Below are 14,913 nucleotides of genomic sequence, written 5' to 3'. Positions count from 1 at the left end.
TTTGTACAAGTGTATGTGTGTAAGAAGGAAAATAGAACACAGCTTGTCCTTACTCCTCTGCCAGCTTTTCTTCCTTAACGATCGTATACATGTCCGCTGCCGCTTCTTTTTTCGTCGTTTCCTGGATTTTTTCGACTCGTACCGTCACCAGCTTTTGACCGAAACGAACAGTCAATTCGTCGCCATCCTTCACATTCGAGCTCGCTTTTGCCTGTTGCCCGTTAATCGTGATCCTTCCTTTGTCCGCAACTTCCTTCGCAAGTGTACGGCGCTTGATCAGTCTTGATACTTTCAGGAATTTATCCAATCTCATTGACATCCCTATTTCCCCCTTGATTAAAGTCCTTTGGCCTTTGCCTCATCCCAGTATGAATCAAGCTCTTCCAAAGTATGTTCCTCAAACTTTTTGCCAGCCTTCAGGATCGATTGTTCGATATATGTAAAACGCTGGTGAAATTTCCGATTCGCTTTGTAGACTGCTTCTTCCGCTTGTATGTCATAATAACGTGAAATGTTGACAAGCGCAAAAAAGAGGTCGCCCAGCTCTGATGTAATCCTTTCAACATCGCAATTCGGTGATACCAGCTCGTCTTCTAATTCCTGCACTTCCTCTATAACCTTTTTCCACGCCTCGGAAACCTCGTCCCAATCAAAGCCGACCTTTGCAGCCCTTTTTTGGTACTCTTCGGCACGAAGCAGGTTTGGCAAAGATTTCTCGATTCCATCCAATATCGATGGCTGAAGCGTCCTTTCGCTGCCTTTCTCTTTATCCTTGATTTTTTGCCAGTTCACCAATACGTCTTCCTCGCCATTCACTTCCACATCCCCAAATACATGGGGATGGCGCCGGATCATTTTGGCCGTAATTTCCTCAATCACATCTTCTATCGTGAACATGCCCTCATCTTCACCGATTTGCGAATGGAGCATCACTTGCAGAAGGACATCCCCTAGCTCGCCGATCATGCCCTCATCGTCTTGCTCATCAATGGAATCGATAAGCTCGTAAGCTTCTTCTATCAAGTATTTCTTCAGGCTTTCATGCGTTTGTTTTTTATCCCAAGGACAACCATCAGGTCCCCTAAGTTGGGCAATCACCTGCCGCAACTTGAAAAACTCCCGATATTGCAACGCATCTTCTTTGACAGGAGGAACATATACACTCGTCAAGTTACTTAACTCCAGTTGACGGTCGAGTTCAAAAAGAGCACATTTCGTCACTTTTTCCTGGCTGCTGCCTGCCGCTGTGACGATGAATACCTCGTAGTCATCCGGAAGCTTCTCCATTAAGGTAAGCTTCACGTTTGAAGCACTGAATGCATCATATACCTGCCCGATTATCATATGCTGGGTGATATGCAGGTCATTGGGTGAAAGAGCGGTGCCATCCAAAAGCTGAAACCCTTCTATCGGATCGATCCGGACAGCCTGGAACAAGGGATCGAGGAAGCTTTGTCCGCCCTCGAGCTTAATGGCCACTCCACGGGCAGGTCCCTTTTCAAGCAGGAGCTGGACCGTTTTTTCCGCAACCATCGGATGGCCAGGAACCGCATATAAAATGGAACGGTTTAACGCTTCTTGTAATAATGTTTCGGCAATTTCCTCATATACCTCTTCGAATTGGTCGTGCTTCTCATATATTGAATCAAAAGCCGTGAACAGGATGCCCTCCGCACTCAAGTCCTCAATCACCGGATGGTCGATCGTCCTTAAGAAGCATTGTCCGGCTTGTGTCAATTTTTTATAGATCCCTAGCGGTAGCTGGTCCAAGTCCCCTGCGCCAAGGCCGATTATCGTTATCTCATTCATGTATATTTACCCCCTGTTCGTTTTAATGAATCGTTTAAGCTTCGATACTAACGGTATAAGCGAAAGCTCTTCTTCCTCAAACAACCCTGCACGTATAGCGGTCCCGACAAAAACGGCTGCCCCTATCGCCACACCGATCAGCGCCTGGGCCGTAGCAAGCAGCCGGCCCTCCCCTAAGGACAACAAGTGAAACGAAGCATTAAATAACAGAACCACCGTACTCATGTAGACCGCACTCTTCATGATAATGAATATGTATCTCTTCTCCATCAATGGCTTTTTGATATGCGCTCTCAATACCGCATAAAATGATGCAGACATGACCATAAAGGCCAAAACCGTCGCCGAGGCTGCCCCGGCAATTTCATAACGGGGCACCAAAACGAGGTTCAATGCCCACTTACAGCATACTCCTATGATCGTGATGATGACTGGCGCAGCCGAATAGCCTAGGCTTTGAATCACAGCTGCCGTTGTCATGATGAGGGAGGTGAATAAAATTGATATCGAAAAAATGGCTAAAGCGATTGTCCCTTTGGCATCCGTGAACAGCATATGGTTGACTGGACCCATCATCACTGCCAGGCCAACGGCTGCCGCGAGTCCAAGCGACGCACTTACACGCAGCGCCAATTTGATTTTATTGAGTAACTCATGCTCATCACGCTTTTGGAGAAATGCGGATATGACAGGTACAAGCGCCAACGCAAAGGAATTGGCTGCAACCGTTCCTAGCTGAAGCAAGGGCTGCCCACGGTCATATACCCCTTTCCATCCTTTGGCTTCATTTTCCCCCATTCCCGTTTCCCTCAATAAAGAATAGAGGTGCAGTGAGTCGACAAACTGAAACAGGATGAGGATCAAGCCGGTTATGCAAAATGCCAACCCTTGAAATAACAAGGATTTGGCTATTTTGATGAAATTGGCTGGTTTCCAATCCATCCGTAAAAAAAGCTGCCATTCTTCCTTCAGGATCATGAAAACAAGGAGCAGGCCAAGCCCCGTTATGCCACCTGCAACAGAACCGAAAACAGCTCCCTTGCCGACCACATAATGAGAGTAGCCCTGATGCACGAATAATGTGGATAGCACCAATATCGTCAACACCCGGATGAATTGTTCGGCAACTTGAGAGCTTGCCGTGGGGAACATGTCGTTCATTCCTTGGAAATAGCCCCTCAAAACGGAAGAAACCGGCATCAATAAATAAGAGAAGGCAATGATTTTCAGCAGGCTGCTTAATTTTGGATCGTCCATCATGCCGGCAATCCAATCGGCCCCAAGGAATAATGCAGCAAACATGATGATTCCTATCGAGCTCAAGACGAGGAAGGAAGAAACGAGTATATCCTTGACCGCAAAGTTATTCTTCGCAGACTCCCGTTCTGCAATCAGCTTGGAAATGACGACGGGGAAGCCAATTGTCGATAACGTTAAAGCAACACCGTAGAAGGGATATACCTGTTGATAGATATAAAACCCGATGTCACCGGCAATATTTTGATAAGGTATGCGGTAGGCCGCACTCAAAACTTTTACGATGATGGCCGCTGCGCTAAGAATCAACGCACCCCGAAAAAGTTCGTTTGAAGTACTATAAGGCTTTTCAGCCATTCTTTTTCCCCTTTTCACTCATATGTGGTAGTTATTATAGCATAATTTTGGAGGTTTTTTTTCATTAGCGTCCATACTGTAAACGTTTTTCCATTCCCCATGGCCCTTTGCGAAGGATTACATTCCACCTGCACGGAAAGCAAAAAGGGCAGCGTTTGCTGCCCTTTTTGCTTCTGAAAAATATAATGGCATGTCCAAGCTTACTGTTCCATTTGTCTGGCTAGGAAACTTGCTGCTGTTTCGACGGATTTCTGTTCCACTTCACCGATCGTGCTTTCTTTCGAGAAAATCACGACAGCACCGATCGGATCGCCGCTCGCAATGATTGGAGCTGCTGTATAGGATTGTACCTCTTCATCATTTGAATCGACGAAGGAAATTTGTCCATTCGGTGATTCCAAGACTGGATTTCTTTCTTCCATGATTTTTTCGACGAGTTCACTAACGCTTTTATTTAAGTATTCTTTTTTGGAGCCGCCTGCGACTGCAATGTAAGTATCCCGATCACATATCATAACTGGGTTTCCAAGGCTATCATAAAGTGCTTCTGCATACTCCCTTGCAAAATCGCCTAGCTCACTAATGGGAGAATATTTCTTTAAGATTACTTCACCATCTCTGTCGACAAAGATTTCCAATGGATCCCCTTCACGAATACGGAGGGTCCTTCGAATTTCCTTCGGGATGACGACTCTTCCTAAATCATCAATTCGGCGAACGATACCAGTTGCTTTCATCAAATGTTGCCTCACTTTCATCTAATTGATTTGATAAATCCTCTTTGTGTAGCATAATCATCACCAGCTATTGTACATAGTATTTTTCTAATGGTAAGTTCTATGCACTTTGAAAAAATTTTTCTTTTTATTGCATGTAATTACCATGGTATCTTAAAAGGATTCTCTGAAAGAGGTTCATCAAATCATGATTAGTTTTTGGTTGCTTGTGTCTCTTTTTTTACATATTGTAAGCCCTTGGTGATATCAAATAGGATATTGAGCCATTTGCTTTGCTCGACGCCTTTTACATGCAAGACCAGCTTCATCCGGTTGCCATCCATGCCGAAGCCGACCATCCGTCCATATTTCGAGCCGAGCTCAAACACCTTTTGCCCATCCACGTCGCTGCTTACCTTTTCCTTAATAAGGATGCTAATTTCCTGCTTCAATTGCTTAATGCTATCGATGCCGGCATTGAAAGCGTAGACCTTCATTTCGGCAATCTGGAATAGATAGGCGACTTCCTCTGGATACTCCCCGAACCGATCGAGCATTTCATCTTGCAGTTCTTCGACTTCTTCAAGAGAAGCAATCCCTCTGAACCTTTTATACATTTCAATTTTCTGATGTCCATCCTTTATATAGGCATCAGGGATATACGCATCTAATTCAATGTCGATCTCCAAGGTATTCTTTTCTTCGGCAGGCTTATCATTGCGTTTCGCATCGACCGCCTCCTTAAGCATTTGCGAGTACAGATCAAAACCGACGGAATCGATGAACCCATGCTGTTGGGCTCCAAGGATGTTTCCTGCTCCCCTGATCGATAAATCTCGCATCGCAATCTTGAATCCCGAACCCAGTTCGGTGAATTCCTTAATGGATTGAAGCCGTTTTTCTGCCACTTCCGTCAAGACCTTATCTTTCCTGTAAGTGAAGAATGCATAAGCCACCCGATTGGATCGACCGACACGGCCGCGGAGCTGATAGAGCTGTGAAAGGCCCATGCGATCAGCTTCATTCACGATCAAAGTGTTAACGTTCGGGATATCGACACCCGTCTCGATGATGGTCGTACTTACCAGCACATCATACTCACCTTCTAAAAAGCCGAATATGACAGCCTCCAGTTCTTGCTCTGTCATTTGCCCATGCGCATAAGTGACTCTGGCGTCTGGCACCAACATGGAAATTTCTTCTGCTTTTCTTGCTATATCTTCTACCCTATTGTAAAGGAAATAAACCTGTCCGCCCCTCGCCAACTCCCTTTCTATCGCTTCCGTCACCAACGAGCCGTTATATTCCATGACATACGTTTGGATCGGAAAACGGTTCTCGGGCGGTGTTTCTATTACGGATAAATCTCTCACACCGAGCATCGACATGTGAAGGGTCCTTGGAATAGGGGTCGCAGTCAATGTCAGTACATCGACATTGGTTTTTAGCCGCTTGATCTTTTCCTTATGGGTGACGCCAAAGCGCTGCTCTTCATCAATGATCAACAGGCCCAAATCACGATAGACGATATCCTTGGATAAGATCCTGTGTGTGCCGACGACTATATCCACCGTTCCGGCCTTCAGCCCTTTGATCGTTTCCGTTTGCTGTTTTTTCGTCCGGAAACGGCTCATGTGGCCTATCGAGATGGGGTAATCTTGAAAACGTTCCCTTAGTGTTTCATAATGCTGCTGGGCGAGGATCGTGGTTGGCACCAGAAACGCAACCTGCTTTCCGTCCATAATGGCCTTAAAGGCGGCACGGATCGCCACCTCCGTCTTGCCGTAACCAACATCGCCGCATAATAGACGGTCCATCGGCCTTTCGCGCTCCATGTCCTTTTTGATTTCAACGATCGAACGCAATTGGTCTTCCGTTTCGTTATAGGCGAATGAAGTTTCAAATTCCCTTTGCATATCACCATCAGGGGAAAAGGCATAGCCTTTTGCCGCTTCCCGTTCCGCGTACAGCTTGATCAAATCATCGGCGATGTTCTCCACGGATGACTGAACCTTGCTTTTGACACGCTTCCACTCCGTCCCGCCAAGCTTATAGAGCTTCGGTTCTTTCCCTTCGGAACCGACATATTTTTGGACAAGATCAATTTGGTCAACAGGTACATACAATTTGTCATCTGCTTGATAACGAATATGTAAGTAATCTTTATGCACACCGTTTATCGTGAGCGTTTCAATTCCTAAATACTTGCCGATACCGTGGTTGACATGAACCACATAATCGCCGATTTTCAGTTCGGAATAGCTCTTAATCCGCTCCGCATTCGATAGTTTCTGTCTCCGTATCGATTTCTTGGACTTCTTATTGAATAATTCCGTTTCCGTGATGATGCTGAATTTCTGCATAGGCAGTTCAAATCCGCTATTCAGACTGCCCTGTAAAATCTGCACTTTGCCCGGAAGGATGCTGTTCGCATCGAAAAGCTCGGCAGCTTCTATATCATAATCGGCCAAAACCGCATGCAGCTTTTTGACCCGTTCGTCATCCTGTCCTAGGATGACGATTGTATATTTCCCCTTTTTCCACCGTTCCAGTTCAGATTTGAACACATTCATCTGCCCATGGAAATTCTGCATCTGTTTACTGGCAAAATTCAGGATATTCTGAGGATTCGTGTGCGGTACATGCCGTAAAAACAAGGAAAGGTACACAAATGGCCTGCTGGATTTAATGATCAATTCCTGCATCGGATGCGCCAATTTCACGTCATGGATGATCTGCCCTTGGCTCAAAAGGTCCGTGTACCAATCAGCCTCTTCTTTTTCGAGGGAATCATTGATTTCTTGGATTCTACTTATTTCATCCAGGAACACGAGCCCATTTACAGGTAAATAATCTATTAAACTAGCTGGATTATCATAAGCCAAGCTTAAGTATTTGAAGATTTGGTCGGGTTTATTCCCCATTTTCAGCTGCTCAAGCTCATAGCCAATCGTTTGAACCAGCTGCTCCTTCGCTTTCTCGTCTTTAAGCTTCTTCAAGCTTTTACTTAAACCGCTTTCAAGCTTTGTAATGATTCTATCGATATGCTCCGGCTCGAGCAATGCTTCGCTTACCGGACCGATCATCACCTTGTTGAGTTTCTCTATCGAGCGCTGATCTTCACTGGAGAACGTTCTGATTGAATCTATTTCCGTATCGAATAATTCTATACGTATCGGGTTAGGCTCGGTGATCGGATATATATCGATGATACCGCCCCGAATGCTGAATTCCCCGGGCGACGCTACCATTTCGGACCGGTTATATCCCATGGATATCAATTTGTTCAGCGTTGGTTCGAGATCGATGTCTTCACCAAGCTTAAACGTAAGCTGATGTCTCTTCCAAATATCCTTTGAAGGAAGCACACGGCGAACCCCCGGAATCGGCGCGATGACTATCCCTTTCCTTCCTTCAGTCCAGAAATTCAAGGCCTCCACACGCTGTGCCCTTAATTCAGGACTGGCTACACTTAGATCAGCCGCAATCAATTCATTTGCAGGATAGATATATAATTCTTCCTCGGGTATGAAACTTGATAAGTCCTCCTGGAACTTTTGTGCTTGCAATAAATTATGGGTGACCAATAAAATCGGCCTGTTCGTCTTTTCATATACCGAAGCCAGCAATAGCGATCTCGAAGAACCGGTCAAACCAGAGACCATTTGTTCTTTAAGCCCCTCATCGATACCTGCTATTAACGAATGAACATCATCTTGTTTGGAGAACAAGTTTTGTAATCCATTCATTTTCTTTCCCCCCTCTCTATAACTTGCGAAAACCAATTGAAAGCTTGTATTTAAACTCGGCCCATTTGACCAAGTTGGTTTAAATTGGACAAACGGAAAAATGCTTTGGATTTTGTCCAAAGCCCTCTCCCGCTAATGAATAATATAATCGTTTTCATATAATTCAGGGTATCTTTGCAGCGACTCATGACAATCTTCACATATTGCCTTAATGTGCATATCTCCCTCGGAATCATAAACGATCATCTCTTGCCGCTCTTCATCAGTAAGTTGATTAAAACCTAACTGCTCCGTGCTCAGTGAGTTTGCCTCGATTGAGCCCAGCTTTGTTCCGCAATGTCGGCATCGATAATGGAGAGCCATTTCGTAACCCCCTATTTTGTAATAGTGTTAGTATGTACAAAAGTAGCGGGAATTTATTCAGCGAAACAGGAAGATATTATTCTTTACTTATAATTACTCATAGCTTATTGATTATATTCATTCATGACTTGTATAAATGGTTTTTCCAACCAGGCTTCACAGGAAGCTGCACTTTTTTCGATTGTCGCCCCTACATGATCCCATTCTTCAGGCGTAAACCGTCCTAACACATAATCCGATACTGGAATGCGGCCAACCGGGCGACCTATCCCGATTCTGATCCGATTGAATTCCTGTGTGCCCAAATGAGCAATCGTCGACTTGATTCCATTATGCCCGCCTGCGCTTCCCTTTTGGCGAAGCCGCAGTTTACCTGGAGGTAAATCGAGGTCATCATAGATGATGACAACATCTTCGACGGCCACCTTAAAAAATTGCATGACCGCCGAAATGGATTCTCCTGATAAATTCATGTACGTCAAGGGCTTCAGCAATAATACTTTTTCTCCCTTAACCATGCCTACACCATAGATTCCCTTATGCTTCGCCTGATCAAGGGGAATAGACCATTTACCGGATAACTCATCTATCAGTTCAAAACCGACGTTATGCCGGGTTTTTTCATATTGTTTCCCTGGGTTTCCTAACCCTACAATGATTTTCATGATTCACACTCCGTCGTTACGGTTATTTATGGAGTTACGTTGGGACGAAGTCTTCCCAGATGCATGGACCTTAAAAAAATAGTACCCCAATTTCAAGCGGACTTGCAAGCGACCGGAGAACTAGTTAGGAAATATTTCTAATTAAAGAAATTAATTCCCGATGTATTTCGTGTGTCCAAAGGTTGAAAAGACGTAACTCCTGTAAGAGCTACGCCTATTATATCACGATTTAATTGTTAAATCTCGGCATCATGACTCTGAAGAGGGCTTGGTTTCCCTTCCTTCTTCATTTTCGGGAATCCCGCCGTCTTGCTGTTCACCTGTATTGATTTCTTCTTCTTGACGAGGAGCCAAAACAGATGCAATCACTTCTTCGCCATCGTTATCGATTGTAACTTGTTGATTAGATTGGATATCGGATATGTAGACGGTATCGCCCACCTGAAGTTCCGTAACGTCAACGTCAATGGCATCAGGAATGTCATTCGGCTTGGCTGTGACCGTAACTTCATGAAGGGATTGCTGAAGGACCCCGCCGTCTTTCACGCCTTTGGAAGTACCAACAAGGTTAATACGGACTTGGGCCTGTAATTCGGCGGACATATCAACGATTAAAAAGTCCGCATGATAGATGAAGTTCTTGATCGGGTCTTTTTGGTAGTCCGAGAGCATGACCTTATAATTCTTTCCTTCCAGATCCAAGGAAATGATACCGTTGCGCCCTATTTCCTTAAGCGTCTTTTGAAGCTCTATGTTATTGACCGATATCGCAGTACTGCCATTTTGGTTGCCATATACGACAGCTGGAATTTCTCCGCTTTCACGCAAGTTCCTTAAATTGGAATGTTTTAAATCCGTACGTTCTTTTGCAGCTAATAAATTACTCATACATCCTCCGCCTTCCTAATTTTTAATTACAAGTTTCTCTATACTTAACATTTCCCTAAATGGCCGGGCATTAAACATGAAAGGTAAAATTCGGAAGGCTTCCGTTCAGGATGTAATCATCTGATTAACAAAGGGCTCGCCCTTAAAAAGTCACCAGTACATTTTTTCTCCGCTTCTAAGCATGTATCGCCTTATTCTCGATTGCACCGTCAACTTGCATGACTCTATTGAGGATTTGGGCCGCTATCGACACATATTGGATGTTATCCTTTTGCCGCGGTCTCGGCAGATTGATTTCCTTGTTCATGACAACTTTGCCTTCCTCAATCAATAGGACGCGGTCTGCCAAGGTAACAGCTTCTTCGACATCATGTGTAACGAGCAAGGCAGTTAAGCCCCTCTTCCTCCAAAGCTCTTCGATTAAACGCTGCATTTCGACCCTTGTCAAGGCATCCAATGCCCCTAACGGCTCATCAAGGAGCAGTATATCAGGTTGATTCACCAATGCCCTTGCCAAGGCCACCCTTTGTTTTTGTCCTCCTGATAAAACGGAGGGCCAATCATGCGCTCGATTGGCAAGGCCCACTTGTTCCAATAACTCCATCGCATCCCGCTTCCAATCCCCTTTTAAACCGACGCCGACATTTTGTAAGATTTTTTTCCAAGGGAAAAGCCTGCCATCCTGAAACATCGTACGTGACGACTTATTCAATCCATGCAACGACTTACCATTTACAAAAATCTTTCCGCCAGTCGGATCTTCAAGACCTGCGACAAGACGAAGCAAGGTGCTCTTGCCGCATCCGCTCTTGCCGACGACCGCTACAAACTCCCCTTGTTTAAACGAAAGGTCCACACCCTTCAATACGTCATGTTCAACAAAACTCTTTGTTATGCCCTGCAGCTCCAATGAATTTCCATTCTTCATCATAAAGGCCTCCTCATTGGTATGATGGATGCCATTTCAAGCATCTTTTTTCAACCATTTTGGCAAATACATCCGAAATTTTCCCTAGTAAGGCATATAAGAGAATGCTCAGTACAACGATATCCATCCTCATGAATTCCCGTGCATTCATTGCCATATAACCAATCCCTGAATTGGCGGATATCGTTTCTGCGACAATCAACGTCACCCACATGATTCCAAGGGAGAAACGGATACCAACCAAAATGGAGGGAAGGGCTGCGGGGAGAATCACATTCCAGAACAGGGAAAAACCATGAAGTCCATATACCCTCGCCGCCTCTATCAACCCTTTATCCACCGACTTCACGCCATGGAAGGTATTCAAGTAAATAGGGAAGAGGACACCCAAGGCAACAAGGAATATTTTCGCCTCTTCTTCTATCCCAAACCAGAGAATCACGAGCGGTATTAAAGCTAAATGCGGTATGTTGCGCAGCATCTGCAAGGAGGTGTCGAATAATGTTTCCGCAATGGTCGAAATGCCATTTAACAGCCCTAACACAAAACCAATGATCCCTCCTATCAGAAAGCCGATGAAGGCCCGCTTTGCACTGATGCCGATATATTCCGCCAGATCTCCCGTTTTCAATAATGCAGCACCTGCTTGAAGCACCTCGGTCGGGGCAGGCAATATCCGCTCCGACAGAACCCCCCACAAGGACAGCAACTGCCAGATTACCAACAGGATAAGAGGAACGAGCCACGAAACGAAAAGGGATCTATTGAGCTTTTTGTTTAGCTTTTCCTGCATCTTCACTTTCACTTCCTTTTGTAGGGTAGTGGTCATTCGCCAGTATCTCCCCGAATGGGCTCGTCGCTTTTGAAATGGATTCCTGCCGCTGTTCAATCGGAAGCAAAGGAAATAATAATTCCGACACCCGGTAAGCTTCTTCTAGGTGGGGGTAACCGGACAAGACAAATGATTCTATCCCGATTTCTTCATATTCCTTCATTCTGGCGGCAACATTCTCGGCGCTTCCGACAAGTGCCGTACCGGCCCCTCCGCGCACAAGACCGACACCAGCCCATAAATTAGGGCTGATTTCAAGCGACTCCCTGCTTCCGTTATGAAGTTGTGACATCCTCTTTTGACCCACTGAATCAAAACGCTTGAATATTTTTTGTGAATTTTCAATCATTTCATCATCCACGTATTTAATAAGTTCCTCCGCCGCCTGCCAAGCTTCCGCCTCCGATTCCCGTACTATGATATGCATCCTTATGCCAAACCTGACTTCACGGCCATACTCGGCAGCCTTTTTACGAACCTTCTCAATTTTTTCGGCTACTTGCTCTGGCGGCTCACCCCAAGTCAAGTACACGTCGATATGCTTTCCGGCAATATCGATGGCCGGTTCCGATGATCCGCCGAAATAAAGTGGAGGATACGGCTTTTGCACTGAAGGCAGCAGGATATTTCCCCCTTCGACCTTTAAATGCTCCCCATCAAAGTCCACTCTTTCACCAGACAATTCCTTTCTCCAGATATCGAGAAACTCATCGGTTTGCTCATAGCGTTCCTTATGACCTAGAAACACACCGTCTCCCGCCAATTCTACAGGATCTCCACCTGTTACCACATTGATCAAAAGCCGGCCGTCAGACAGCCTATCGAAGCTAGATGCCATCCGTGCCGCCAAGGTCGGCGACATTAACCCCGGACGTATCGCCACTAAAAATTTCATCCGTTCGGTCGCGGTAATCAATGAGGAACCAACTACCCAGGCATCCTCACAAGACCGGCCAGTCGGCAGCAAGGCTCCTTCAAAACCTAACTGATCGACGGCCTGTGCGATTTGTTTCAAATAATTGAGTGTAATGGGCCTTCCGCCCTTTGTCGTTCCTAAATAGCGACTTTCTCCATGTGATGGCAAAAACCAAAAAACTTTCATTTTTCATTTCCCCCTTCATTCTTTTTAATGGATGCATCCAACACGTCAATTTTGCTTGGGATTAATTTCAGCTTGAAAAATGTATCGGCAATTTTCTGTTGATCGTCCAACACCGAATCCGAAACCTCCTCAAGTCCGTATTTCTTTCTTTTTAATGTATTTTCTAGTGCCTCCACACTCATTCCTATTTCCGGTGATAAAAACTCAGCGACATCGCTCCTGTTTCCTTCGATCCACTTATCTACCTTTACCAGTTCTTCTTTAATGATCTTCAAAGCTTCTTCATTATCGGCAAAGGTTTCGGTAGCCAAAAAGAATTCACGATTCGCGACAAGTCCTTCTCCATCCTGGATCGTTTTCGTTCCCAGTTCCAATTCCGCTGCCGATAAAAAAGGATCCCATATTACCCATGCATCAATTTGGTTCCCTTCAAACGCGGCCCTTGCATCGGCCGGGGGTAAGTAGACAGGTTTGATATCATCCAGTGTAAGGCCGGCCTCTTCCAAAGCCTTGACCAATAGGTAATGAACATTGGAGCCTTTATTCAAGCCGACCTTCTTGCCCTTTAGATCCTTCACATTTTTTATGGAGGAATCCTTTTGCACGACTATCGCCTCCCCCGAAGGGTTTGCCGGCTGATTGGCAACATAGACAAGCGGTGCGTTGGCTGCTTGGGCAAAAATAGGCGGCGCTTCCCCTGTGTGCCCAAAATCAATGCTGCCGACATTCAAGGCTTCAAGCAATTGAGGTCCTGCGGGGAATTCCGTCCAATCGACGGTATATCCGGCAGCTTTCAACCGTGTATCCAGTTCTCCCTTCGATTTCAAAATATTTAATGTCCCGAATTTCTGATAACCGATTCGAATCGTTTGAGCCGATTCTTTTGCACCCGTCGTTTTGGAGCTTGTTTTTTCCTGGCCGCATCCACCTACCAGCAGCATGAAGACGCCAAGAATGGCCAGCAGCCATATTCGCTTTTTTATCAATCTGTGCACACCCTTCCCAACTATTTATAAAATAAAAAGCTCCTTTTCTTCACCATCGGATAAAAAGCACAAAAAATGCCTCATATCCAATGATAAGTAAAAGGAGCCTTCGGTAGCCCGATCAGCGTCATTCGTTATTTGATTTCTTTAAATGAATGGAAATTGTATTATCATTCTATTATTAGTATTCCAACCTGTCAACTAAGAATTAAACTTTTCCCCATGTTGGTTCAATTAACCTAAAACATGGTGAGCCTGATGGCCCACCATGTTTTGGCATACGTATTTACGATGTTGATCAATCGAATAGTGTGCTGACTGATTGTTCCTCGTGAACACGGATGATCGCTTCTGCAATCAGAGGTGCTACGGAAAGTCCAGTGATTTTATCAATTTTCTTGTCTTCAGAAAGGGCGATCGAGTTCGTCACGACCAATTCCTTGATCGTCGAATTTTGAATCCTTTCGATGGCAGGACCTGAAAGGACAGGGTGAGTACAGCAAGCATAAACAGCCTTAGCGCCATTTTCCACAAGTGCATTGGCAGCCAGAGTAATAGTACCTGCAGTGTCGATGATGTCATCAATCAGGATTGCCGTCTTCCCTTCAATATTACCAATGATGTTCATGACTTCTGCCACGTTAGGTCTTGGACGGCGCTTATCGATGATGGCGATTGGCGCTTTTAAGCGATCTGCCATTTTACGGGCGCGCGTAACACCGCCATGATCAGGAGAAACGATGACGATATCACTTAGATCTTTTTCTTTGAAGTGATCAGCTAAAATTGGAACGGCAACAAGGTGATCAATAAGGATATCGAAGAAACCTTGGATTTGCGGCGCGTGAAGATCCAAGGTGATGACACGATGTGCACCTGCCGTTTCCAAAAGGTTAGCCACAAGCTTAGCCGTGATCGGTTCACGCGCACGTGCTTTACGGTCCTGCCGAGCATAGCCGTAGTAAGGCATAACAATATTGATCGTCTTAGCTGAAGCACGTTTAAGAGCATCGATCATAATTAAAAGTTCCATTAAATTTTCATTAACTGGTTGACTTGTAGATTGGATCACATATACGTCACAGCCACGAATGCTTTCTTCAATGTTAATTTGAACTTCACCGTCACTGAAACTTGTTACGCTGCATTTTCCAAGTTCAACACCGATTGCTGCTGCAATTTCTTGAGCTAAATCGAAGTTTGAATTTAACGAGAATACTTTTAAATTAGGATCTAAATACTGATTTGACATGATGACCTC

At 45.0% G+C, this 14,913-nt stretch carries 13 protein-coding genes; all 13 read right to left on the bottom strand.

Annotation, left to right across the window (positions count from 1 at the left end; genetic code table 11):
• Positions 1–49: 49 nt before the first annotated feature.
• The 13 genes from QNI08_RS21125 to QNI08_RS21065 all read right to left on the bottom strand — a co-directional run bounded on the left by QNI08_RS21125 (position 50) and on the right by QNI08_RS21065 (position 14,904).
• Positions 50–313 carry an RNA-binding S4 domain-containing protein gene (locus tag QNI08_RS21125; RefSeq protein WP_285769343.1) on the bottom strand — a complete coding sequence of 88 codons (264 nt, stop codon included), beginning with the start codon at positions 311–313 and terminating at the stop codon, positions 50–52.
• 23 nt (positions 314–336) lie between these two features.
• Positions 337–1,809, bottom strand: a complete 1,473-nt coding sequence (gene yabN, locus QNI08_RS21120) for a bifunctional methyltransferase/pyrophosphohydrolase YabN (protein WP_285769324.1) — start codon at positions 1,807–1,809, stop codon at positions 337–339.
• Positions 1,810–1,815: 6 nt separating this feature from the next.
• Entirely contained in the window at positions 1,816–3,423 is a 1,608-nt protein-coding gene (locus tag QNI08_RS21115) for a putative polysaccharide biosynthesis protein (protein ID WP_285769323.1), read from the bottom strand.
• 200 nt (positions 3,424–3,623) lie between these two features.
• Positions 3,624–4,160, bottom strand: a complete 537-nt coding sequence (gene spoVT, locus QNI08_RS21110; protein WP_285769322.1) for a stage V sporulation protein T — start codon at positions 4,158–4,160, stop codon at positions 3,624–3,626.
• Positions 4,161–4,351: 191 nt separating this feature from the next.
• Complete coding sequence (mfd, locus tag QNI08_RS21105) at positions 4,352–7,888, bottom strand: transcription-repair coupling factor (protein WP_285769321.1); 3,537 nt, start codon at positions 7,886–7,888, stop codon at positions 4,352–4,354.
• Positions 7,889–8,020: 132 nt separating this feature from the next.
• Positions 8,021–8,251, bottom strand: a complete 231-nt coding sequence (gene fin / locus QNI08_RS21100; RefSeq protein WP_285769320.1) for an anti-sigma-F factor Fin — start codon at positions 8,249–8,251, stop codon at positions 8,021–8,023.
• A gap of 104 nt (positions 8,252–8,355) precedes the next feature.
• Positions 8,356–8,916, bottom strand: a complete 561-nt coding sequence (pth, locus tag QNI08_RS21095; RefSeq protein ID WP_285769319.1) for an aminoacyl-tRNA hydrolase — start codon at positions 8,914–8,916, stop codon at positions 8,356–8,358.
• A gap of 249 nt (positions 8,917–9,165) precedes the next feature.
• Entirely contained in the window at positions 9,166–9,804 is a 639-nt protein-coding gene (locus tag QNI08_RS21090; protein WP_285769318.1) for a 50S ribosomal protein L25/general stress protein Ctc, read from the bottom strand.
• Positions 9,805–9,979: 175 nt separating this feature from the next.
• Positions 9,980–10,732, bottom strand: a complete 753-nt coding sequence (locus QNI08_RS21085; RefSeq protein ID WP_285769342.1) for an ATP-binding cassette domain-containing protein — start codon at positions 10,730–10,732, stop codon at positions 9,980–9,982.
• Between the two features lie 13 nt (positions 10,733–10,745).
• Positions 10,746–11,525, bottom strand: coding sequence for an aliphatic sulfonate ABC transporter permease SsuC (ssuC, locus tag QNI08_RS21080; protein ID WP_285769341.1), 780 nt, complete (start codon positions 11,523–11,525; stop codon positions 10,746–10,748).
• On the bottom strand, positions 11,494–12,666 hold the full coding sequence (gene ssuD / locus QNI08_RS21075) for an FMNH2-dependent alkanesulfonate monooxygenase (protein WP_285769317.1): 1,173 nt from the start codon (positions 12,664–12,666) through the stop codon (positions 11,494–11,496). Before ssuD ends, ssuC begins: the two co-directional genes overlap by 32 nt.
• Positions 12,663–13,652, bottom strand: coding sequence for a sulfonate ABC transporter substrate-binding protein (locus tag QNI08_RS21070; protein ID WP_285769316.1), 990 nt, complete (start codon positions 13,650–13,652; stop codon positions 12,663–12,665). The genes ssuD and QNI08_RS21070 overlap by 4 nt, the downstream gene beginning before the upstream one ends.
• 298 nt (positions 13,653–13,950) lie before the next feature.
• Positions 13,951–14,904, bottom strand: coding sequence for a ribose-phosphate diphosphokinase (locus tag QNI08_RS21065; protein WP_285769315.1), 954 nt, complete (start codon positions 14,902–14,904; stop codon positions 13,951–13,953).
• Positions 14,905–14,913: the final 9 nt, after the last annotated feature.

It is taken from the genome of Peribacillus folii (assembly GCF_030271255.1).
GTDB lineage: Bacteria > Bacillota > Bacilli > Bacillales > DSM-1321 > Peribacillus.
The sequence above is the reverse complement of the archived record's forward strand: the minus strand, read 5'-3'. Positions and strand labels throughout refer to the sequence as shown.

What these genes read in the sequence shown, in the direction of transcription:
- ssuC (WP_285769341.1), bottom strand. Translation starts at nt 11,525, where the DNA reads ATGCAGGAAAAGCTAAACAAAAAGCTCAATAGATCCCTTTTCGTTTCG.
- QNI08_RS21125 (WP_285769343.1), bottom strand. Translation starts at nt 313, where the DNA reads ATGAGATTGGATAAATTCCTGAAAGTATCAAGACTGATCAAGCGCCGT.
- QNI08_RS21090 (WP_285769318.1), bottom strand. Translation starts at nt 9,804, where the DNA reads ATGAGTAATTTATTAGCTGCAAAAGAACGTACGGATTTAAAACATTCC.
- spoVT (WP_285769322.1), bottom strand. Translation starts at nt 4,160, where the DNA reads ATGAAAGCAACTGGTATCGTTCGCCGAATTGATGATTTAGGAAGAGTC.
- QNI08_RS21085 (WP_285769342.1), bottom strand. Translation starts at nt 10,732, where the DNA reads ATGAAGAATGGAAATTCATTGGAGCTGCAGGGCATAACAAAGAGTTTT.
- mfd (WP_285769321.1), bottom strand. Translation starts at nt 7,888, where the DNA reads ATGAATGGATTACAAAACTTGTTCTCCAAACAAGATGATGTTCATTCG.
- ssuD (WP_285769317.1), bottom strand. Translation starts at nt 12,666, where the DNA reads ATGAAAGTTTTTTGGTTTTTGCCATCACATGGAGAAAGTCGCTATTTA.
- yabN (WP_285769324.1), bottom strand. Translation starts at nt 1,809, where the DNA reads ATGAATGAGATAACGATAATCGGCCTTGGCGCAGGGGACTTGGACCAG.
- QNI08_RS21065 (WP_285769315.1), bottom strand. Translation starts at nt 14,904, where the DNA reads ATGTCAAATCAGTATTTAGATCCTAATTTAAAAGTATTCTCGTTAAAT.
- QNI08_RS21115 (WP_285769323.1), bottom strand. Translation starts at nt 3,423, where the DNA reads ATGGCTGAAAAGCCTTATAGTACTTCAAACGAACTTTTTCGGGGTGCG.
- fin (WP_285769320.1), bottom strand. Translation starts at nt 8,251, where the DNA reads ATGGCTCTCCATTATCGATGCCGACATTGCGGAACAAAGCTGGGCTCA.
- pth (WP_285769319.1), bottom strand. Translation starts at nt 8,916, where the DNA reads ATGAAAATCATTGTAGGGTTAGGAAACCCAGGGAAACAATATGAAAAA.